The 20,629-nt window shown below is 59.3% G+C and carries 16 protein-coding genes; 6 read left to right on the top strand and 10 right to left on the bottom strand.

What is annotated here, in order from left to right; all coding sequences use genetic code 11:
* Positions 1–120: 120 nt before the first annotated feature.
* Both PGR6_RS30465 and PGR6_RS19735 read right to left on the bottom strand, forming a co-directional pair.
* Complete coding sequence (locus PGR6_RS30465) at positions 121–516, bottom strand: hypothetical protein (protein ID WP_064619204.1); 396 nt, start codon at positions 514–516, stop codon at positions 121–123.
* Positions 513–5,390, bottom strand: coding sequence for an RHS repeat-associated core domain-containing protein (locus tag PGR6_RS19735; RefSeq protein WP_064619202.1), 4,878 nt, complete (start codon positions 5,388–5,390; stop codon positions 513–515). The genes PGR6_RS30465 and PGR6_RS19735 overlap by 4 nt, the downstream gene beginning before the upstream one ends.
* A 262-nt stretch (positions 5,391–5,652) precedes the next feature.
* Between PGR6_RS19735 and PGR6_RS19730 the strand changes: the two genes are divergently transcribed.
* Complete coding sequence (locus PGR6_RS19730) at positions 5,653–6,348, top strand: HAD-IA family hydrolase (protein WP_064619198.1); 696 nt, start codon at positions 5,653–5,655, stop codon at positions 6,346–6,348.
* Between the two features lie 74 nt (positions 6,349–6,422).
* Here the strand turns inward: PGR6_RS19730 and PGR6_RS19725 are convergent, their stop codons facing one another.
* Positions 6,423–7,169, bottom strand: a complete 747-nt coding sequence (locus tag PGR6_RS19725; protein WP_028941072.1) for a 3-oxoacyl-ACP reductase family protein — start codon at positions 7,167–7,169, stop codon at positions 6,423–6,425.
* 124 nt (positions 7,170–7,293) lie between these two features.
* Here PGR6_RS19725 and PGR6_RS19720 point away from each other — a divergent pair, with 124 nt between their 5' ends.
* A complete protein-coding gene (locus PGR6_RS19720) occupies positions 7,294–8,217 on the top strand; it encodes a LysR family transcriptional regulator (protein ID WP_018925244.1) in 924 nt (307 codons plus the stop codon).
* A gap of 107 nt (positions 8,218–8,324) precedes the next feature.
* Here PGR6_RS19720 and PGR6_RS19715 read toward each other — a convergent pair whose 3' ends face one another.
* The 3 genes from PGR6_RS19715 to PGR6_RS19705 form a co-directional block, all read right to left on the bottom strand.
* Positions 8,325–9,053 carry an aspartate/glutamate racemase family protein gene (locus PGR6_RS19715; RefSeq protein ID WP_007942162.1) on the bottom strand — a complete coding sequence of 243 codons (729 nt, stop codon included), beginning with the start codon at positions 9,051–9,053 and terminating at the stop codon, positions 8,325–8,327.
* Between the two features lie 56 nt (positions 9,054–9,109).
* Complete coding sequence (locus PGR6_RS19710) at positions 9,110–10,651, bottom strand: NCS1 family nucleobase:cation symporter-1 (protein ID WP_064619196.1); 1,542 nt, start codon at positions 10,649–10,651, stop codon at positions 9,110–9,112.
* A 504-nt stretch (positions 10,652–11,155) separates the two neighbouring features.
* Complete coding sequence (locus PGR6_RS19705; RefSeq protein ID WP_007942164.1) at positions 11,156–11,896, bottom strand: phosphoadenylyl-sulfate reductase; 741 nt, start codon at positions 11,894–11,896, stop codon at positions 11,156–11,158.
* 171 nt (positions 11,897–12,067) lie between these two features.
* On the opposite strand from PGR6_RS19705, the gene thrH reads away from it, so the two are divergent.
* A complete protein-coding gene (thrH, locus tag PGR6_RS19700; RefSeq protein ID WP_038979889.1) occupies positions 12,068–12,685 on the top strand; it encodes a bifunctional phosphoserine phosphatase/homoserine phosphotransferase ThrH in 618 nt (205 codons plus the stop codon).
* A 100-nt stretch (positions 12,686–12,785) separates the two neighbouring features.
* On the opposite strand, the gene pabB is transcribed toward thrH, so the two are convergent.
* The 4 genes from pabB to rloA form a co-directional block, all read right to left on the bottom strand.
* Positions 12,786–14,123 carry an aminodeoxychorismate synthase component I gene (gene pabB, locus PGR6_RS19695; RefSeq protein ID WP_064619193.1) on the bottom strand — a complete coding sequence of 446 codons (1,338 nt, stop codon included), beginning with the start codon at positions 14,121–14,123 and terminating at the stop codon, positions 12,786–12,788.
* 257 nt (positions 14,124–14,380) lie between these two features.
* Complete coding sequence (locus PGR6_RS19690) at positions 14,381–15,367, bottom strand: alpha-L-glutamate ligase-like protein (protein ID WP_018925248.1); 987 nt, start codon at positions 15,365–15,367, stop codon at positions 14,381–14,383.
* The gene (rloB, locus tag PGR6_RS19685; RefSeq protein ID WP_018925249.1) at positions 15,367–16,902 is read right to left on the bottom strand and encodes an osmotic stress tolerance membrane protein RloB; all 1,536 of its coding nucleotides are present in this window, start codon (positions 16,900–16,902) and stop codon (positions 15,367–15,369) included. The genes PGR6_RS19690 and rloB overlap by 1 nt, the downstream gene beginning before the upstream one ends.
* Before the next feature lie 5 nt (positions 16,903–16,907).
* Entirely contained in the window at positions 16,908–17,444 is a 537-nt protein-coding gene (gene rloA, locus PGR6_RS19680; RefSeq protein ID WP_019579744.1) for a retropepsin-like aspartic peptidase RloA, read from the bottom strand.
* A gap of 297 nt (positions 17,445–17,741) precedes the next feature.
* Between rloA and PGR6_RS19675 the strand changes: the two genes are divergently transcribed.
* Genes PGR6_RS19675 through prpC form a run of 3 tightly spaced genes read left to right on the top strand, consistent with a single transcriptional unit; the run spans position 17,742 to position 20,535 of the window.
* The gene (locus PGR6_RS19675) at positions 17,742–18,464 is read left to right on the top strand and encodes a GntR family transcriptional regulator (RefSeq protein WP_007902102.1); all 723 of its coding nucleotides are present in this window, start codon (positions 17,742–17,744) and stop codon (positions 18,462–18,464) included.
* Positions 18,461–19,351, top strand: coding sequence for a methylisocitrate lyase (gene prpB / locus PGR6_RS19670; protein WP_018925250.1), 891 nt, complete (start codon positions 18,461–18,463; stop codon positions 19,349–19,351). Before PGR6_RS19675 ends, prpB begins: the two co-directional genes overlap by 4 nt.
* Positions 19,352–19,407: 56 nt before the next feature.
* The gene (prpC, locus tag PGR6_RS19665) at positions 19,408–20,535 is read left to right on the top strand and encodes a bifunctional 2-methylcitrate synthase/citrate synthase (RefSeq protein WP_018925251.1); all 1,128 of its coding nucleotides are present in this window, start codon (positions 19,408–19,410) and stop codon (positions 20,533–20,535) included.
* Positions 20,536–20,629 lie beyond the last annotated feature (94 nt).

Raw genomic sequence — 20,629 nt, 5'->3', positions numbered from 1 at the left:
AAGTGGGTCTGGAGGATCAGGTGGTTCTGGGAGTATTGGGACGGATAGGACAAATGATAGCGCGGGAGGTTAGAGTTCCTTAAGCTGATTTAGCCCGGACGTGAACCGGGCTTTTGATGGTTAGATCTTTTCTGATTCAATCCAGCATCTGTAGAAAGATCGCTGTTCATTTGGATCGTTTGTTAGATTGCTCTCATCATAATCAAAAATATAAACTACATCGGTGAGTGACGACGCTTTACCCAATGTCAATTCATATGCTTTCAACCCAAGAGACATTTGTGATGACATGCTGGAAGGATGTACGTTGATTTTTGATCCCTTGCAGAGAAATTGTATGTTGGGATTGTCCTCTCTGACACGTGCGAAGCATCTATAAAAGTCACTGTCCGAATATTTTTTGTTAAAGCCATTTTTCATTGTGAGAGTTATGGTTATTTTTTTGTTGTCGCATATAAGGTTGGCGACTTCCTTTATGCCGTCAATGCTTATGGTGATTTCAACCTTTGATATCATTTTTTTATTTTCCTGTACGGATTTGGTATGGAATAGCCGAGCTCTCGGCCGTCATCTACGATTAGCGTTGCGCCAAGTACGTCGACATTCTCTATACGGTTAGCTATGGCTATCTCTTTTTCTGGTCCGAAAAGATAAGCTTGTCCAAGCTCTTTTTGTAAGTCATACCCATCTATTTTTTGAAGGGTATAGAGGTAACCTACTTTTGTGTGATATCCAGTGGCGAAAAGCTTGCCAACATCTCGCGACGGTGATGTGCTGATAAAATTACTGGGTGGATTTTCACTGTCTATAGAGTGGAGCAATAAATCATTGCTTTTTCCTTTGCTTTTAAAACCATTTTGAAATACATCATCAGGCTCTCGCTCGTCCCCGCGATATAAGTAATCCTCTTCTCTTTTGGGGGAGGGAGTTTTTGGCTCCCCCTCATCAACCCCCGTCTTACCCGCCGGATCCTCATCCCCAAACGACGGCTTCTTACACCCATCCCCCCCAGGGCATTCACTCAACCCCAACGGATCAACCCAACCCGCCGGATTGCGCGTGTACTGATAGCTGTTTAACCCGCCCGCCAACTTGCTCGGGTCCGGCGTCAGGTACCGTCCGATATCCGGATTGTAGTAGCGATGCCGGTTGTAATGCAGGCCGGTTTCCGCGTCGTAATACTGTCCTTGAAAGCGCAGCGGTTGATCGAGGACCTGGTGGGTGTCGCGGTTGAGGCGGGTGAGGCGGCCATAGGCGGTGTATCGGGCGGCCCAGATGATGTCGCCACTGTAGTCCGTGAGTTCTTGCGGGGTGCCGAGGTGGTCGAGCTGGTAGTAGAAGGGACAAGCCTTACGAGGGCCTTTGCCGTCGAGCATCGCCAGCGGGCGGAAGCTGCCGGGTTCGTAGACGTAGCTGCGATGGTGGTCCTGGCTGTGTTCGGCGACGAGGTGGTCGCCTTGCCAGAAAAACTCGATGGTTTTGCCGTCGACGGTTTTGGCGATGCGGCGGCCGAAGGCGTCGTAGCGATAACTTGAACAACGACCATCCGGCGTAGTGACGCCGACCAGCCGATGCTGGCAGTCGTAGCGGTATTCGGTGACCAGTTTCTGCCCGGTGCCACGGCGCTCGCGGATCAGGTTGCCGAAGGTGTCGTAGTCGAAGTAGCGATCGCCCTGCATCAACAGGCGATTGCCTTTGACGGACGTCGGGCCGGGGCGGTCCTGCATCAGCAGGTTGCCGGCTGGGTCGTGGGCGTAGCTTTCCGGCTGTTGGTCGCGGGAGTGGCGCACGCGGATCAGTCGATTGAGCGGGTCGTACTGATAGCTGCGCTGGCCATGGCGGGTGTCGGCGATGCTGTCGAGATTGCCATTGAGGCTGTAGGCATAGTCGCGGCGGTAGAGCGGATGTTGGTGCTGGCCGACAGCGTGGGCCTTCAGACGGCCCTGTTCGTCGTAGGCATATTCACTGAGCAGCAGGCCTTGTTGACGGTTTTGTTCGCGACCGGCGAGGAACGTATGCGAGGTCAGTCGTGCGCCATTGAGGTCGATGGCCGTCAGCGCACCGCCCTTGGCGTGGCGGTAGTCGAGTTTGCTGCCGTCCGGCAGGCGCAGGCGGTTGAGCTGGCCGCAGGCGTCGTAGCCATAACGCAAGGTGCCCCAGCCCTGATGTTCGGTGATCAGCCGGTCCTGCTGGTCGTACTCGAATTCCAGCGGATGATCGTGGCCGTCGTCGACGCGGGTCAGCCGGCCCAACAAGTCGTAGCGATATTCGACCTGGATGCCGTCGGGCAAGGTCTTGACCAGCAAGCGCCCGGCCGAGTCCCGTTGATAGCCCGTGATCAGCTGCGAGCCGTCATCACCGAACTCGGTTTTCTCCTGTAGATGACCATTGAGATCGTAGGCGTACGCGGTACGACGACCGTCGAAGCCGGTTTCCTGTCGGATCAATCCGCTGGGCGTGTAGTCCAGCCGATAGTGTTCGCCGGATTCGTTCTCGATTTCCGTGAGCAGCAGCTGCGCATTGTCATAGCGGTACTTGAGCTGGGTGCCGTCGGGATTGATCCGGCGGCTGACCAGGTGCAGGTCGTCGACGTATTCATAGCGGGTGATGCGGCCCAGTTCATCGCGTTCGGCAGTGATCTTGCTGTAGGCGTTGTAGCTGAACCCGCGGGTGGCTCCGGTAGGGAATGTTGTCTGGACCAGTCGGCCAATGGCGTCCCATTGGTACTGGGTGACGGCACCGTGTTCGTCCTGATGAGTCGTCTGCCGTCCCAGCGCATCGTAGGAAAAGCGCCGCTGCCCACCGTCCGGCAAGGTCTCTTCGAGCAACTGGCCCAAGGCATTCCAGACAAAGACATGGCGACTGGTGTCCGGGTAGCGGACCGACAGCAACCGGCCCTGAGGGTCGTAGTGGTAATGGGTGACCTGACCGTCGGGATCGGTCGCCTCGGTGACATCGCCCTGGGCATTGCGCTGGTATTTCCACACCGCCTGACCGCGATAGCGCGCATGCAGGAAACCGTTGCGATACTCGTAGGCCGTCGGTTCGTCCTGCGGTGGAATCAGTGTCACCAGCCGTCCGACGTCGTCGTAACGGTATTCGGTGACGGCCCCCAACGGATCCTGCTCGGCAATCAACCGCCCGCTGTCGTCGTAGCTTTTGAGCTGCTCACCGCCATCCAGCCCGACCCGGCGCACCAGCCGCGCCCGCTCGTCATGGACGTAAACCTCTTCGCTGCCGTCGATGTTCCGGACGGTGACGCGGCCCTGGTCATCCCAGACATAGCGCGTGTCCATCTGCGCAAACGACGCCCAATGCCGCACGCAGCGCGCCGACTTGCCAGACCGTTCCCATTCCCAGAAGAAACTCGCGCCGCCGGCCAGTTGCCGCTGCAAAATTACGTGGTTGTCGTCGTAGTCGTAACGCTCGCTTTCGCCGGCGGCATTGATCGCTTCGATCAAGCGCTGGCGGGCGTCATAGCGGTAGAAAGCCAGTGTTTGCTCTGTACGCCAGGCTTCACCCAAGTCATCGCTGGGGTGAAACGACTGGTATTCGACGGCGATGAGGTGCCTGCGCTCGTAGCACAACAGCAGCGAACGACCGGCACCGTTGTCGAGGCGCTGGATGCGTTCCTGACGGTCGCGGGTGATGCGCAGGCGGTTGTTGTAGGCGTCACTGATCGCCGTTAGTCGACCGTTGTGAAAGTGGTAGAACCGACTCGTCTCGCCGGCCAGCGCGAGGATCAGTTCCTCGGGGTCATCACCGAGATAAATCGCCGCGCGCGACAGGCTGTTGTGGATCGCTGGGCGTTCGTTGCTCGGCAGCGGGAACGTGGTGCGACGGTTTTCATGGTCGATCCAGACGACCTGTTCAACGCCCAGCTCCAACCGCTGCGCCAGCGAATGGCTCCAGCCCCAGCCCAGCCCGCAATCGATTTCCACCGCGCTGGTGCGGTACAACCGGGTGAAGGCAAACGGCAGCAGCCCGTCCAGCGCACCGTCGGTCAGGGTCAGCAGTTCTTCGCCGCTGACCATCGACACAGGGCAGCCGTTGGTGCAGGTCAGTGCCGAGCAATCGGCGCTGTCGCCATTGGGGTTTTTCGCTTGATTCGGTGCATCGTCGTGGGGTTCGTGACGACCCAGCCGGGTTTTGGCGGCAGACTTGTCGCGGGCAATGGCGATCGGATTGTTCACGTGCACAACCGGTGAGTTGCCGGCGCTGATCTGCAGTGGAACCGTCGGCGCAGGTCTCAGCGGTGCATTGCGCGCGCTGACCACGAGCGGTTTGAGGACACCAGCGTGGGCTGTCAGGTCGGATTTGGCCGTCAGTTCGGCCAGTCGCAAACTGGCAGTCGCCAACCATTGTCGAGCCCGATGGGACTTGATCTTGTCCAGCACTTTGGCGCTCATGCCGAGCTTCAGGCCCGTAGGACCTGTGAGACGCACCAGCAGGAAGCTGATTAATATTTCCGTACGAACTTGTGCCACGACTTCGGCGATGTACTGCGGCGGCAACATCCTCAGCCAACTGGTGAAGGCTGCGAGATGGATGAACATCAACGGCTCATCGCTCAGCATCAGCAACACATTGGCAATGGTTTCAGCCGAAGCGTTCAGCAGCGTCTCAAGCTCGCCTTGTGTCAGGTACTCAAGGAGTTTTTCGCTGCTGCCTTGCAGGTCCGCCACCAGGGCGTAGACCTGCTTCACGTCATCCCACAAACCGTGCAGCGAGCGCTCGAAACTGTGCCAGTCAGCCTGTTGCAGCAGGCCGTAGCGTTGGGTGAAACCTGCTTTGGAAAAATCTGCCCATAAAGGCTCGAATTCGCTCGTCCATTCGTTGCGCAACCAGCCTTCCAGCTCGCCGATCACGCCCTGATAGGAGGCGTAGAGCGCTTTGACGTGTTCAGTGGTGACATCGGGAAAGAAGGTGATGCGATAGCGATGGCCGCGCCAGCATTCGGGGATTTCGAGAATGCCGCTGGGGCCGATGGTTGCGTGGACGGGCTCACCGAACGTGAGCTCACCGTTGTGCTGGGAGATAACCGGCTCGAGCATCACCGGCGTATCGCCGATCGGCACGAAACGCGCGGCTTCAAACATATGCACCAGGGTCAACGGACCGCTGGCCGGGCACATGGCGAGTGTTGAACTGAAAGGCGCGGTGGAGTCCTTCGGTGCGCTGAGCCGGATTTCGTTGCCGACCTTGAACACTTGCTCGACGTTGAGCGCGCCACCGGTCCAGAAGTTTTCCGCCCAGGCCTCGTAGTCGTTGAGGCAGAGTCGGAAATCACCAAGCAGCGCTTTGATGTCCGGCTGTTTGGGGTTCATGGCGGCGACCACCAGCAGACCGATGGCGTTGTTCAAGGCCAGGACCTTGTCAGGTTCGAACATTCGCAATCCCTCGCGCTGATCAATGTGGAGCGAGAGACTTTGCGGGGGATCAAAAAGGAAAGAAGTCGGGAAAGGAGGTGTTTGGTGTAGGGGAAATCGCTAAATCATCACGGCGCCCTCGGCAGAGGATTTTGTATCCGCCAGGCATTGCCCGTTGCTCTCGACCAATCGCGCTCGCTATGCTGCTGAACCCTTTAATCCATCACGGATCCGGCCGTACCTGAGCCGTCCTGGGATGTCATGAGAAAACGGATCAGATGCGATGAGTGCACCCTTGGATGAGTTCGGTCCGATCAAGGCCGTGATTTTCGATATGGACGGTTTGCTGCTGGACACCGAGGGTATTTACACCGAGGTCACGTCCATCATTGCCGAGCGCTATGGGCGGACCTTCGACTGGAGCGTCAAACAGAACATCATCGGCCGTGGCGCGGGTGATCTGGCGCGCTATGTGGTCGAGGCGCTGGACTTGCCGATCACCGCCGAAGAGTTTCTGGTGATCCGCGAGCCCTTGATGCGCGAGCGTTTTCCGACGGCGCTGGCGATGCCCGGAGCAGAGGAACTGGTTCGGCACTTGAAAGCCAACAACATTCCTATCGCGGTGGGCACCAGCTCTTCGCGTCAGTCGTTTGGTCAGAAAACCACTTTGCACCGCGACTGGTTCGCGCTGTTTGACTTCATTGTCACCGCTGACGACCCGGAAGTGGGGGCGGCGAAACCGGCGCCGGATATTTTCCTGACGGCGGCGCGACGCCTTGGGGTCGCGCCCCGGGATTGCCTGGTATTCGAGGATTCGCCGTTCGGCGTCACTGCAGCCAAAGCGGCAGGAATGACGGCGATTGCGGTCCCGGATGCGGCGATGGCCGACGAAAAGTACGCACACGCCGACGGCATTCTTCGTACGTTGAAGGCGTTCAAACCCGGTGCATGTGGCTTGCCGGCGCTTGAATGGAACTGACCATTCGATAATCCCTGACACAAAAGAACGCCGGCAATTGATTGCCGGCGTTTTTGTTTCAGTCGAGCGGTGTATCAGGCGCCGAAACCACCGTCGATGGTCAGGCTGGCACCGGTGATGTAGCCAGCTTCGGGACCTGCGAGATAGGCGACGAAGCTGGCGATTTCTTCCACGTTGCCGTAACGACCCACAGCCATCAGCGGGATCAGGCTATCAGCGAAGTCGCCGCTGGCGGGGTTCATGTCAGTGTCGACCGGGCCTGGTTGCACGTTGTTGACGGTGATACCCCGCGGGCCGAGGTCGCGAGCCAGGCCTTTGGTCAGGCCGACCAGCGCCGATTTGCTCATGGCGTACGGGCCACCGCCGGCGAAAGGCATGCGATCGGCATTGGTGCTGCCGATGTTGATGATGCGACCGCCTTCGGTCATGTGGCGGGCGGCTTCCTGGGTGGCGATGAACACACTTCGTACGTTGATGGCCAGGGTCTGGTCGAAGTCTTCGAGTTTAAAGTCCTCCAGCGGTGCGACGGCCAGAACGCCTGCGTTGTTGACCAGGATGTCCAGGCGGCCGAAGGCCTCGACGGTGGCATTGACGGCATTGCGAATAGCAACGGCATCGGCGCTGTCGGCCTTGATGGCCAGGGCTTTGCCGCCAGCGGAGATGATGCTGTTTTGCAGGTCTTCGGCTTTGGCGGTAGAGCTGACATAGGTGAAGGCGACGGCTGCGCCTTCTGCGGCCAGGCGTTTGACGATGGCAGCACCGATACCGCGTGAACCGCCTTGAATCAGAGCTACTTTACCGCTGAGGTGTTGAGTGGTCATGTCGATCTCCAGAAGTTCAAGGCAGGCTGCCTTGTTGTCGGAGTCGAGTATCGGCTTCGCATTACCCGGCGGGTAGACCGTGATTGCTATAGTCTGTGTAAACCAGAAGTTTATAGTGGCGCTTATGGAAACCTTCAGCAGTATCGAATGCTTCGTGCGCAGCGCTGAGGTTGGCAGCTTCGCCGAGGCTGCGCGACGCTTGAGCCTGACGCCTGCTGCGGTGGGCAAGAGCGTCGCCAAGCTGGAGGCGCGGCTTGGTGTGCGGCTGTTCCAGCGCAGCACGCGTAGCCTGACGCTGACCGAGGCCGGTCAGCTGTTTCTCGGCGAAGTCAGCGCCAGCCTGCACACGATCCAGAATGCCGTGGCCAACCTGGCCAGCGCCGAAGGACGTCCGGCGGGAACGCTGAAGGTCAGCATGGGCACGGTGTTCGGGCGCTTGTACATCGTGCCGTTGCTCGGAGAGTTTTTGCGGCGCTTTCCGGCGATCAACCCGGACTGGCATTTCGATAACCGTCAGGTCGACCTGATCGGCCAGGGGTTCGATGCGGCGATTGGCGGTGGATTCGAACTGCCCCAGGGCGTGGTGGCGCGCAAGCTGACGCCCGCCCATCGAGTGTTGGTGGCTTCAGCCGGGTACCTGGCGGGGCACGAAGCGATCATCGAGCCCGATGACCTCCAGCGCCACGATGGCATCCTGATACGGTCGCCGCAGACGGGGCGCGTGCGTTCCTGGCAACTGACCTGTCGCAACCGGCAACACAGCCCGCTGACGCTCAAGGCGCGAATGACCATGAGCGATTCGGAAGCAGCCTGCGCGGCGGCGACCCAGGATTTGGGCATTGCATTGGTGAGCATGCCGTTCGCCGTTGGCTATCTGGACGCCGGGACCTTGCAGCGGGTGCTGCCCGACTGGTACGTCGACGATGGCAATATCTCCATCTATTACGCCGAGCACAAACTGCTGCCGGGCAAGACCCGGGCGTTTGTCGACTTCATCATTGAACAGTTTGCCGAGCAGGGGTTGGGGCAGCGGTTCAGTGCAGTTTGAGCCCGGCTTGGGACCGAGGGGAGGCCATCGCGGGCAAGCCACGCTCCCACAGAGTGATGCAAACCCCTGTAGGAGCGAGGCTTGCCCGCGAAGAACGATAACGCGGTCTAGCGCCCAAACCGCCCAGGCCAACCAATAATGGTCTTCGGCCGAGGCGTCGCATACGTCCGCACTTTCGACGTCGACAACCCCAACCGCACCAGTGATTCGGCAATGGTCACTGCCGCCGTCACGCCATCCACCACCGGTACGCCGGTGCGCTGACGAATCTGTTCATCCAGCCCGGCCATGCCGCCACAGCCCAGGCAAATCACCTCGGCCTTGTCCTCGCTCACCGCCAGTTCCGCCTGGCGGACGATCGCCTCCAGCGCACGCTCTGGATCGGACTCCAGCTCCAGCACCGCCAACCCACTGGCCCGCACCGACGCACAACGATCCCAGAGCCCGGAGAGTTTGAGGCGATCCTCGATCAGCGGCACGGTGCGGTCGAGGGTGGTGACCACCGAATAGGCATGGCCGAGGAACATCGCGGTGCTGGCGCCGGCATCGGTGATGTCCACCACCGGCACGTTGAGCAACTCCTGCAAACCTTCGCGGCCGTGCTCGCCGTAGCCGGCCTGGATTACCGCATCGAAGGGCTGATCGTAGGACATGACCCGGTCCATCACGGCGATGGCGGCCAGGTAGCTTTCGAAATTGCCTTCAATGGAGTCGGCGCCGAAATGCGGGGTCAGGCCAATGATTTCCGTGCCGGGCGCGGCCACGGACTGTGCTTGACGGGCGATGGCCTGGGTAATGGATTCGGTGGTGTTGACGTTGACCACGAGAATTCGCATGGGAGGTCCTTATAGCGAGTGGTTTGCGGCCCAATGTCACCGGGCCGCCAAGAGGATTAATGGCTGACGTTATCGACCGCGATGGCTTCACCGCTGACATCGGCGTAGTAAGTCTGCCGTTTGGCGATGATCAGGTAGAGCATCCCTGCAATCCCGGCGCCAATCAGCCAGGAGAATGGCGAGACGCTGTCGAAACCTGGTACCAGGGCCAGGACAATGGCGATCAAGGCGGCCGGAATGAACGCCGCCACGGCGCGCAAATTGACCCCACGGCTGTAGTAATAATCGCCATCGGGATCTTCGCTGTACAACTGCGGCACGTTGATCCGGCCTTTTCGTACCTGCCAGTAGTCGACCATGATCACCCCGTACAACGGGCCGAGCAGGGCGCCGAGGCCCGACAGGAAATACACGATCACCAGCGGGCTGTTGTAGAGGTTCCACGGCAGGATCAGCACCGCGATGGTCGCGCTGATCAGCCCGGCGCGGCGGAAGGTCAGGTATTTGGGCGCCAGATTGCTCAGGACAAAGGCCGGGGCGACGAAGTTGGCCATGATGTTCACCGCCACGGTGACAATCAGGAACGCCAGGCAACCGAGTACCAGAAAGAAGGTATTGGGAATCGACGCGATGATCTCGGTCGGGCTTTCGATGATCCGGCCATTGATCTGAAATTGCGCACCGCACAGCAGGACGGTGATCCCGGCGAATACCAGAATGTTGACGGGCAGGCCCCAGAAATTTCCGACCCGGATGGTCTTGCGGCAGGGAGAAGAGCGGGCGAAGTCGCAGAAATTGAGGATTAGCGTGCCGTAGATCGACAGCCACAAGGCGCCGCCGGCAAAGATATTGCGCCACATCTCACCGCCACTCTGCGGTTCACGAATCGACCAGGCGATGGTGGCGTTGGCCTGGAAGTACATCCAGCCGGCGAGGGCGGCGACGGTCAACAAAATCACCGGGCCGGCAAACGCCTCGTAGCGTCGCACCATTTCCATGCCATAGGCCAGAATCGCCAACTGCACGAACCAGATCGCCACGAAACACACCCAGCCCAGGCTCGACAGTCCGAGTATCGAATTGTGGTCGTAATCGGCGAGTCCGGGATGCACCGCCGTCAGCAATACGCGAAAGACCACTGACGCCAGGTACGTCTGAATTCCGAACCAGGCAATGGCGATAACGGCGCGAATCAATGCAGGAATCTGCGCGCCATGGATGCCGAAACTGATCCGGCTGATCACCGGAAACGGCACCCCGGTTTTCTGGCCCATGTAACCGGAAAGGTTCATGAAGCAATACACCAGCGCAGCACCGATTCCCAAGGACAGCAGAATCTGCCAGCCGCTCAGGCCCAGTGCATACAAGCCAATGGCAAAGGAGTAGTTGGCAATGTTGTGCACATCGTTTGTCCACAGGGCAAAGATGCTGTAACGGCCCCAGCGCCGACCTTCGGCCTTGGTCGGCGCGAGGTCCTTGTTATGCAGGCGGGGGCTGAGCACGACGGGTGGTTGAAACGTTTGATCGTGAATCACGGAGGTAGAAAGAGGAGAGGTCAGATCCAGCGCAATATTGTTATTGGGGAGGCTAGTACGCATTCCGGCAGGCTCCTGAAGCTCGTTGCCGCGATGACTGTGCATGAGCGTGGGCTCGACAAATCTTCGTCGCGGGTGGGAGAGCATCATTGGTTACGGGGCATCTGCAGCCTGTACGGGATAGGGCGCTTCAGGCTTGCGGATCTAAAGTGTGTGTATGTTTTTGTATTTATTGTATACAAAACATGTGTTCACTTAAGCCAGATATGTGCCAGTCGGTGATCTATAAAATTTAAGGCTAATTTCGTTTTGTTATTGATTGAAGATAAGTAGTTGAAAAAAAGACGATATAAATTGACCGATTGAACAGGTATTTATTTTGGGCAGGGTTTTGTCGGAGTGTTCGACTGAGGAAGTCAGGACAGGGGAATGTAACTTTCTGGGGCACTGAAACTAAAAGTGCACACAGATATGGCACTTATGGTGACATTTCTGTGTACACTTTTTAAAGTAAAACCATCACAGGCTTCGCCAGCTCCTGCAGGAGCTGCTACGGGCTGCGATCTTTTAAGCTTTGGACTTGCTGATGATGTTCCCGGCATGCAGCCCGCATTCTTTCTGCGTGGCTTCTTCCCACCACCAACGACCTTCGCGCTCATGCTGGTTCGGCAGCACCGGACGGGTGCAAGGCTCGCAACCAATGCTGATGAATCCGCGTTCATGCAGGCTGTTATACGGCAGCTCCAGCATGCGGATGTAACCCCAGATCTCTTCGCTGGTCATCTGTGCCAACGGGTTGAACTTGTACAGGGTACGTTCCGGGGTGGAAAACGCGGTGTCGATTTCCAGCACCGCGACGGCGCTGCGGGTGCCCGGGCTCTGGTCCCGACGCTGGCCGGTGGCCCAGGCGGTCACGCCAGACAGTTTGCGACGCAGCGGCTCGATCTTGCGAATGCCGCAGCACTCGCCATGGCCATCCTTGTAGAAACTGAACAGGCCTTTTTCCTTCACGAAAGGTTCGAGCTTGCTGTAGTCCGGCGACACCACTTCGATATCGATCTTGTAGTGCTCGCGCACCTGCTCGATGAAGCGGTAGGTCTCGGGATGCAAGCGGCCGGTGTCGAGGCTGAACACTTTGACGTTCTTGTTCAGCTTCCAGGCCATGTCCACCAGCACCACATCCTCGGCGCCGCTGAAAGATATCCACAGGTCATCGCCGAACTCGGCAAACGCGAGTTTCAGGATGTCCTGGGCGGATTTGTTGGCATAGGTCGTGGCGAGTTCCACGACGTCGAACGATGGGCTCATCAGGGCGGCTTCCTACAGGTCGGTGGCGCTGGGCGCTCTATATGCGTCGATGGTAACAAAATCCTGCGGTGGCTGGCGCGTCCTCTGCGTTGCACGGAGGGGGGCGAGTCGCTAGAGTTCGGCAGTCCTTTTGCTCGCTCGACTCATAAATAATACTAATGGGAGTGTCTTGTGGAAATTGCCTGTCTGGATCTTGAAGGTGTGCTGGTCCCGGAAATCTGGATCGCCTTTGCCGAAAAAACCGGGATCGAGTCCCTCCGGGCCACCACTCGGGACATTCCCGACTACGACGTGTTGATGAAGCAGCGCCTGCGGATTCTCGACGAGCATGGCCTGAAGCTCTCCGACATTCAGGAAGTGATCGCTACGCTCAAGCCTCTGGAAGGCGCCAGTGAATTTGTCGACTGGCTGCGTGAGCGCTTTCAGGTGGTGATTCTGTCGGACACCTTTTACGAATTTTCCCAACCGCTGATGCGTCAATTGGGCTTCCCGACGTTACTTTGCCATCGTCTGATTACTGACGATGCCGGTCGGGTCACGGGCTATCAGCTGCGTCAGAAAGATCCCAAGCGTCAGTCGGTTTTGGCGTTCAAGAGCCTCTACTACCGAGTGATTGCGGCGGGGGATTCCTACAACGACACCACGATGCTGGGCGAGGCGGATGCCGGGATTCTGTTCCACGCGCCGGACAACGTGATTCGCGAGTTCCCGCAGTTCCCGGCGGTGCACAGCTTTGCCGAGTTGAAGCAGGAGTTCATCAAGGCCTCGAACCGGGCTTTGAGTTTGTAGTCGTCTGCGAGGATGCCTTCGCGGGCAAGCCTCGCTCCTACAGGGCATGGTCGATTCCACGACCTGAATTCTGTAGGAGCGAGGCTTGCCCGCGAAGCTTTTAGAGGCCCTGCAACGTTTCGAGCAGCACCTTCACCTTGGTAATCGATTCCTGATACTCCGCCTGCCAATCCGAATCCGCGACGATCCCCCCGCCGCCCCAGCAGCACACCTGCCCATCCTTGACCAACAAACTGCGAATGGCGATGGAGCTATCCATCTCCCCGCGCACGTCCAGATACAGCAATGAACCGCAATACAACCCGCGACGGGTCGGTTCCAGTTCATCGATGATCTGCATGGCGCGAATTTTTGGCGCGCCGGTAATCGAGCCGCCGGGGAAGCTGCCGGCGATCAAGTCCAGCGCGTCCTTGTCATCCGCCAGTTCGCCGGTAACGCTGCTCACCAGGTGATGCACGTTCGGATAGCTTTCCAGGCTGAACAGCTCCGGCACTCGTACCGAGCCGATACGGCAGGTACGACCCAGATCGTTGCGCAGCAAGTCGACGATCATCAGGTTTTCCGCGCGGTCCTTGGGGCTGGCCAGCAGTTCGGCGGCGTTCGCCGCATCTTCGGCAGCGGTCAGCCCGCGGGGGCGGGTGCCTTTGATCGGGCGGGTTTCGACGTGGCGCTCGCTGACTTTGACGAAGCGCTCCGGCGACAGGCTTAGCACCGCGTCGCCGTCGGGCAGGCTCTGGAAGCCGGAAAACGGTGTCGGGCAAGCCGCCCGCAGCGCGCAATAGGCCGCCCACGGATCGCCTTGGCATTGGGCGCGAAAGCGCTGGGCGAAGTTGACCTGATAGCAGTCGCCAGCCTGGATGTACTGCTGAATGCGTTCGAAGGCTTGCCGATAGTCGTCGGCGCTCAGGTCAGCACTCATCGGGCCGTCCAGTTTGAATGGCTGGATATTCTCGGTGGTGGGCTGAGTGAACAGTTCGATCAGCCGTTGTCGTTCGTTGTCGATCAGCGTCGGGTGGAACACCAGTTGACTGGTAGCCAGATGGTGATCGCTGATCAGTGCCCAGTCATACAGCCCGAAGCGTGCGTCGGGCAATTGCAGATCGTCCCGCGCCTGGCTCGGCAGGTTTTCCAGATGCCGGCCGAAGTCGTAGCTCAGGTAGCCGATCAGGCCGCCGGCGAAGGGCAAGTCGTCAGGGACGGTTGCTTCACCGAGCCGTGTAAGGTTCTTGCGAAGGCGTTGCAGGAAATGGCTGCCGCTTTCATCCGGCAACACGGCCAGTTGCTCCAGCGGCCAGGCGCTGAGCAGGTCAAAACGCCCACGTTCGGCACTCGGCCGGCCGCTGTCGAGCAGCACGGCACCGGGGGCATGACGAATCGCCGCGAAGTACTCGGCAGGGTTGGCGCGATAGGGCAGCGGGTGTACAGAACAGGTCAACATGGGCGGGGCAGATCAGCCAACGAGGCGGGGGAGCGATTGTAGTCCTCTGCAGGATTTGCTCCTAGAGGGGATGTCGGCAAGAGATACATCTGCGGCGAGGGAAGTTTGCCTGTGGCGAGGGAGCTTGCTCCCGGCGGACTGCGAAGCAGGCCCAAAAAAATCAGCCCTTCGGTTTTCAGAGAAACCGAGGATGCCGTTTTATGACTGCTGCGCAGTCAAGCGGGAGCAAGCTCCCTCGCCACAAAGAGCCAGAGGGGTCAGCCCTCAATCGTCGGAATATGCCCAAACAGTTCCTGAACGAACGCCACACGTTCCTGCGCCGTTTCGGTGATCCCGCGCGCCTTCAGCTCTTCGAGTCGCGCCTCGACCGCGTGGGTACGGGACGTCAGGCCGCAATCGTTGGCGATCTGAATGTTCAACCCAGGCCGGGCATTGAGCTCAAGAATCAGCGGCCCTTTCTCCTGGTCAAGCACCATGTCGACGCCGATGTAGCCCAGCCCGCACAACTCGTAACAGCCGGCGGCCAGTTTCATGAAACCGTCCCAGTAGGGCAGTTGCACGCCGTCTACCGCGTTGGTGGTGTCCGGGTGTTTGTTGATGATGTTGTTCAGCCAGGTGCCGCGCAATGTCAGGCCAGTGGCCAGGTCGACACCGACGCCGATGGCGCCCTGGTGCAGGTTGGCCTTGCCGCCGGACTGGCGGGTCGGCAGGCGCAGCATGGCCATCACCGGATACCCCATCAGCACGATGATGCGGATATCCGGCACACCTTCATAGCTGATGCTTTTGAAGATCTGGTCCGGGGTCACGCGGTATTCGATCAGCGCACGGTCGCGGTGCCCGCCCAGGGAATACAGGCCGGTGAGGATGCTCGAGATATGGTGCTCGAGTTCCTCATGGTCAATGATCTTGCCGGACACTGTGCGATAGCGCCCCTCGAACCGGTCGGCAACCACAATGATGCCGTCGCCGCCGGCGCCCTGGGCCGGTTTGATCACGAAGTCGGTGCGCCCGCCGATGATCTCCTTGAGGTTATCGATTTCCTTCTCGGTGGAGATCACGCCGTACAGCTCCGGCACGTGGATGCCGGCGGCGATGGCGCGTTCCTTGGTGATGATCTTGTCATCGACGATCGGGTACAGGCTGCGCTTGTTGTACTTGAGCACGTAGTCGGCGTTACGCCGATTGATCCCCATGATGCCCCGGGCCTCCAGGGCTTTCCAGGTCTTCCAGAGACCGAACATCAGGCGTCAGCCTCCTTCAGGAAAGCCTTGAAACGCACCAGTTCGGTCAGGCGGTAACCGCGATAGCGACCCATGGCCAGCATGAAAGCCACCAGAATCAGCAGGACCGCCGGGAAGGTGAACACGAAGTACACCAGCTCCGGCACGCTCATGATCAGGTGCGCCAGGGAGGCGGCGAACAGTGTGCCGATCGCCACTTTCATGGCATGGCCGCCACCGCGCTCTTCCCAGGTGATCGACAGGCGTTCGATGGTCATGGTCAGAATCACCATCGGGAACAGCGCCACCGACAACCCGCGCTCCAGGCCGAGTTTGTGGCTGAACAGGCTGATCGCCGCGATCAGCACCACCACGAAGGTCAGCACCACCGACAATCTCGGCAGCATTTGCAGTTTCAAGTGCTCAAGGTAGGAACGCAGCGACAGCCCCAGCGCCGTGATGATGGTAAACAGCACGATGCCGAAGCCGAGCTGGGTTTCCCGGAAGGCGAGGGCGATCAGCACCGGGGTAAAGGTGCCGAGTGTCTGGATGCCGATCAGGTTGCGCAGGATCAGGATCACCAGCACGCCGATCGGGATCATCACCATGATCATGAAGGTCTGCTGGGTTTGCAGCGGCAGGCCGTACAGCGAGTAGTCGAGGAAATTGGCGTCGGAATTCTCGTCGGTCAGCTTGGCCAGGCGAATGGCGTTCATTTCGCTGTTGTTCAGGCTGAAGGTGACGTTGGCTTTCTTGCCGCCATCGACGGTGATCAGGTTTTCATCGCCGGTCCACCACAGCAAGCGGTCGGTGGGCAGGCCCTGTTCGCCGGTTTCCGGGTTGAAGTACAGCCAGTCGGTGCCGTTGAAACTGCGCAACCAGAGTTCAGGCGTTTGCGGCTGATCGGCCACCAGGCGGATGGTGTGGACCTTTTCCACCGGCACGTGGGCGATGGACAGAACCAGCTCGACGATTTTGGCTTTGTTCGCGGTGGACGTATCGCCGGCCAGCAGCAGTTTCACGTTGTCGTCGTTGAGGTTGTTGACACGTTTGATGGCTTCGCCGATGAAAGTTTCGACGTCGGCCGAATGCTGGCGGATCGGCGCGAGCAAGGCTTCGGCGGCGATTTTTTCCGGGCCTTCGACGGCGATGCTGTCGCGGAAGGTCGCCCCTTTGACCTTGGATTTTTCGCCGGTGTAGCGCTTGGTCAGCACCAGGCGGTAATAAAGGGTCTGGTTGCCCTTGGCCCGACGTGCCGACCAGGTGACCTTGCGGTTGCCGTCGACACGGTTCACTGCCACACCGTAGTTATTGGAAATGAAACTCTCGTTAAGGCTCACGTAGTCGCGGCTCAGCGGCGGCACGAACATCTGGATCTTGATCGGGTCTTTGGCGTTGGCGACGAACTCGACCTTGGCGTCGATGTTCCACAAGTCATCGGTGGCATCTTCAGTCACCGGAATACCGAGCACGAAAATCTGATAGGCCGTAACTGAAATGCCCAGCACCACCAGGATGGCGATCAGCAATTTCAGATGGAGGGTAAGAGAGCGCATTGGAATTACTCTGCGGTATGTGCGTCGGTGGCGCAGGCAGGTTTGCCAGCAGCGTATTTAAGACTTGGATCGACCAGCGCATCGAAACGCTTGAGTGCCTCGGAGCCGATCAAGAGCGGGTATTGGAAGGCGCTGCGGTCGGTCAGGTTCACTTCAATACTGCGTAAAGCCGACCCCATGCAGATATCCAGCTCGATGACCGGACGGGCGGTGTACTTCTTGCCTTCTTCCGGGTCGTAGTCACCGGCCCGGCGCTTGATCTTGCTGACACGGGCCAGCGGTCGTTCAATCGGGTGCGAATGCGCGGCGTCGATGGCCAGATAGAAGCGCACCCAGGATTCGCCATTGCGTTTGAAACGTTTGATGTCGCGGGCGCTCAGCGAGGCGGTTTTCGCCCCGGTGTCGAGTTTGGCGGCAACTTCCAGGTTGATACCATCCAGCGACGCGTACTCATTGAGGCCGTACACAGTCTTTTCCCCTGCCGCGGCAAAACCTGACAGGCCAAGAAGACAGAGAAATGTGGTGAAGAGCTTGAGTCTCATAAATCCTGATGCGCAGCGGTCCGTTCTTCAATTCAAGGCCCTGGCATTGCTGCACAAGCTCCCTCGTATGCCTATCCTTTTTTTATGACAGGCAATGCAGATGACAAGCAAATGCGGGCGGCATTCTAGCACGGTGGTTTTATGGCGCCAGCGCTGGCGGACGGCTGTAACCGGGGGTGCTGCTTCTTTATGGTGCAAGCGGTTATTAGACGATTGTCGACAATGTCTATTTATCCTTTGACGTAACTGGCCTTATTCGCTAGTTTTTGCGGCATTGCTTTTAAAGGTGTCGACAATATGCTGGATCAACTCGATCCCCCGGTCACGGTTCAGGACGACTCGGAAACACTTTCCGAAAACGTCTTCCGACGCATTCAGGCGGCCATCGTCAAGGGTGAGATCGCCCCGGGCAGCAAGATCTCCGAGCCGGAGCTGGCGCGCACCTACGGCATCAGCCGCGGGCCGTTGCGTGAGGCGATCCACCGACTGGAAGGCCAGCGCCTGCTGGTTCGCGTGCCGCACGTCGGGGCGCGGGTGGTGTCGTTGAGTCACGCCGAATTGCTGGAACTCTACGAAATCCGCGAATCCCTGGAAGGCATGGCGTGCCGTCTGGCGGCTGAACGCATGACCGTTGAAGAAATCGACGAACTGCGCCGGGTGTTGGAAACCCACGAGCGTGATGCGGCGTTTCAGGCGGGCGTCGGCTATTACCAGCAGGAAGGCGATTTCGACTTTCATTACCGGATCATCCAGGGCAGCGGTAACCGCACCCTGACCCAGATGCTCTGCGGCGAGCTCTATCAACTGGTGCGCATGTACCGCATCCAGTTTTCCACCACGCCCAATCGGCCACGCCAGGCGTTTGCCGAGCACCACCGAATTCTCGATGCCATCGCCGACCGTGACGGTGAACTGGCCGAGTTGTTGATGCGCCGTCACATCGGCGCCTCCAAACGCAATATCGCCCGTCACTACCAGGACGGCGCTAACCCGACAGCCACTGAACGAGGTGAGTCATGAGTTCCAACAAGAGCACTCCAGGCCAGCGTTTCCGCGATGCGGTCGCCAGCGAGCATCCGCTGCAAGTGGTCGGCACGATCAACGCCAACCACGCGCTGTTGGCCAAGCGCGCCGGTTTCAAGGCTATCTACCTGTCGGGGGGCGGGGTGGCTGCCGGCTCCCTCGGCGTGCCGGACCTGGGCATTACCGGCCTGGATGACGTGCTGACCGACGTGCGCCGCATCACCGACGTTTGCGACCTGCCGCTGCTGGTGGACGTGGACACCGGTTTCGGTTCCTCGGCGTTCAACGTCGCCCGTACCGTCAAGTCGATGATCAAGTTCGGCGCGGCGGCAATTCACATCGAAGACCAGGTCGGCGCCAAGCGTTGCGGTCATCGTCCTAATAAAGAGATCGTCTCGCAGCAGGAAATGGTCGACCGCATCAAAGCCGCTGTTGATGCGCGCACCGACGACAGCTTCGTGATCATGGCCCGCACCGATGCCCTGGCGGTGGAAGGTCTGGAGTCTGCACTGGATCGCGCCGCCGCGTGCATCGAGGCCGGCGCCGACATGATCTTTCCGGAGGCCATCACTGAACTTGAGATGTACAAACTGTTCGCCAGCCGCGTGAAAGCGCCGATCCTGGCCAACATCACCGAGTTCGGCGCGACACCGCTGTACACCACCGAGCAGCTCGCCGGTGCCGATGTGTCGCTGGTGTTGTACCCGCTGTCGGCGTTCCGCGCGATGAACAAGGCTGCCGAAAACGTCTACACCGCGATCCGCCGCGACGGCACGCAACAGAACGTCATCGACACCATGCAGACGCGCATGGAGCTTTACGATCGCATCGATTACCACACGTTCGAGCAGAAGCTCGATGCGTTGTTTGCGGCGAAGAAGTAAGGCGCAATCCCCCACAACTTGCCGATTCCCTAACAAATTCAAGATTGGAGACAGCAATGGCCGAAGCAAAAGTACTCAGTGGCGCCGGGCTCCGTGGCCAGGTTGCCGGGCAAACCGCACTGTCCACCGTGGGCCAGTCGGGTGCCGGCCTGACCTATCGCGGTTACGACGTGCGCGAACTGGCGGCTGACGCACAGTTCGAAGAAGTGGCTTACCTGCTGCTGTACGGCGAACTGCCGACCCAGTTACAACTGGCCGGCTATACCGAGAAACTGAGCAAGCTGCGCGACCTGCCGCAAGCGCTGAAAGAAGTGCTGGAGCGCATCCCCGCCGACGCCCATCCAATGGATGTGATGCGCACCGGTTGCTCGTTCCTGGGCAACATCGAGCCGGAGAAAGATTTCTCCGAGCAGCACGACAAAACCGACCGCCTGCTGGCCGCGTTCCCGGCGATCATGTGCTACTGGTATCGCTTCAGCCACGACGGCAAGCGCATCAACTGCGTGACCGACGAAGCCTGCATCGGCGGCCATTTCCTGCACCTGTTGCACGACAAGAAGCCGAGCGAGTTGCACGTCAAGGTGATGAACGTTTCGCTGATCCTCTACGCGGAGCACGAATTCAACGCCTCGACCTTCACCGCTCGGGTGTGTGCCTCGACGCTGTCGGATCTGTATTCCTGCATTACAGCCGCCATCGGTTCCCTGCGCGGCCCGCTGCACGGCGGGGCCAACGAAGCGGCGATGGAAATGATCGAGCGCTTCAGCTCGCCGGAAGAGGCGGTCGAGGGCACCCTCGGCATGCTGGCACGCAAGGACAAGATCATGGGCTTCGGCCACGCGATCTATAAGGACAACGATCCGCGCAATGAGGTGATCAAGGGCTGGTCGAAAAAACTCGCCGACGAAGTGGGCGACACGGTGTTGTTCCCGGTTTCAGAAGCCATCGACGCAACCATGTGGGAACAGAAGAAACTGTTCCCGAACGCCGACTTCTACCACGCCTCGACGTACCACTTCATGGGCATCCCGACCAAGTTGTTCACACCGATCTTCGTCTGCTCACGCCTGACCGGCTGGGCGGCGCATGTGTTCGAACAACGTGCCAACAATCGCATCATCCGCCCGAGCGCCGAGTACGTCGGCGTCGAACAGCGCAAGTTCGTGCCAATCGAACAACGCTGACCGGGGAGGGCGCCGGTACTGGTTACTGAAGGAACCGGGAACCCTGCAGGTCGGGGTTCAGCCCGGTGCCAGGCGCCCACCTATTGAAATTACC

This window comes from Pseudomonas sp. GR 6-02, from assembly GCF_001655615.1.
GTDB lineage: Bacteria > Pseudomonadota > Gammaproteobacteria > Pseudomonadales > Pseudomonadaceae > Aquipseudomonas.
This window is presented reverse-complemented; position numbering and strand designations above follow the sequence as displayed.

What these genes read in the sequence shown, in the direction of transcription:
- PGR6_RS19690 (WP_018925248.1), bottom strand. Translation starts at nt 15,367, where the DNA reads ATGTTCGGTCTCTGGAAGACCTGGAAAGCCCTGGAGGCCCGGGGCATC.
- PGR6_RS19725 (WP_028941072.1), bottom strand. Translation starts at nt 7,169, where the DNA reads ATGACCACTCAACACCTCAGCGGTAAAGTAGCTCTGATTCAAGGCGGT.
- PGR6_RS19735 (WP_064619202.1), bottom strand. Translation starts at nt 5,390, where the DNA reads ATGTTCGAACCTGACAAGGTCCTGGCCTTGAACAACGCCATCGGTCTG.
- PGR6_RS19675 (WP_007902102.1), top strand. Translation starts at nt 17,742, where the DNA reads ATGCTGGATCAACTCGATCCCCCGGTCACGGTTCAGGACGACTCGGAA.
- rloB (WP_018925249.1), bottom strand. Translation starts at nt 16,902, where the DNA reads ATGCGCTCTCTTACCCTCCATCTGAAATTGCTGATCGCCATCCTGGTG.
- PGR6_RS19720 (WP_018925244.1), top strand. Translation starts at nt 7,294, where the DNA reads ATGGAAACCTTCAGCAGTATCGAATGCTTCGTGCGCAGCGCTGAGGTT.
- PGR6_RS19730 (WP_064619198.1), top strand. Translation starts at nt 5,653, where the DNA reads ATGAGTGCACCCTTGGATGAGTTCGGTCCGATCAAGGCCGTGATTTTC.
- prpB (WP_018925250.1), top strand. Translation starts at nt 18,461, where the DNA reads ATGAGTTCCAACAAGAGCACTCCAGGCCAGCGTTTCCGCGATGCGGTC.
- PGR6_RS30465 (WP_064619204.1), bottom strand. Translation starts at nt 516, where the DNA reads ATGATATCAAAGGTTGAAATCACCATAAGCATTGACGGCATAAAGGAA.
- rloA (WP_019579744.1), bottom strand. Translation starts at nt 17,444, where the DNA reads ATGAGACTCAAGCTCTTCACCACATTTCTCTGTCTTCTTGGCCTGTCA.
- pabB (WP_064619193.1), bottom strand. Translation starts at nt 14,123, where the DNA reads ATGTTGACCTGTTCTGTACACCCGCTGCCCTATCGCGCCAACCCTGCC.
- prpC (WP_018925251.1), top strand. Translation starts at nt 19,408, where the DNA reads ATGGCCGAAGCAAAAGTACTCAGTGGCGCCGGGCTCCGTGGCCAGGTT.
- PGR6_RS19715 (WP_007942162.1), bottom strand. Translation starts at nt 9,053, where the DNA reads ATGCGAATTCTCGTGGTCAACGTCAACACCACCGAATCCATTACCCAG.
- PGR6_RS19705 (WP_007942164.1), bottom strand. Translation starts at nt 11,896, where the DNA reads ATGAGCCCATCGTTCGACGTCGTGGAACTCGCCACGACCTATGCCAAC.
- PGR6_RS19710 (WP_064619196.1), bottom strand. Translation starts at nt 10,651, where the DNA reads ATGCGTACTAGCCTCCCCAATAACAATATTGCGCTGGATCTGACCTCT.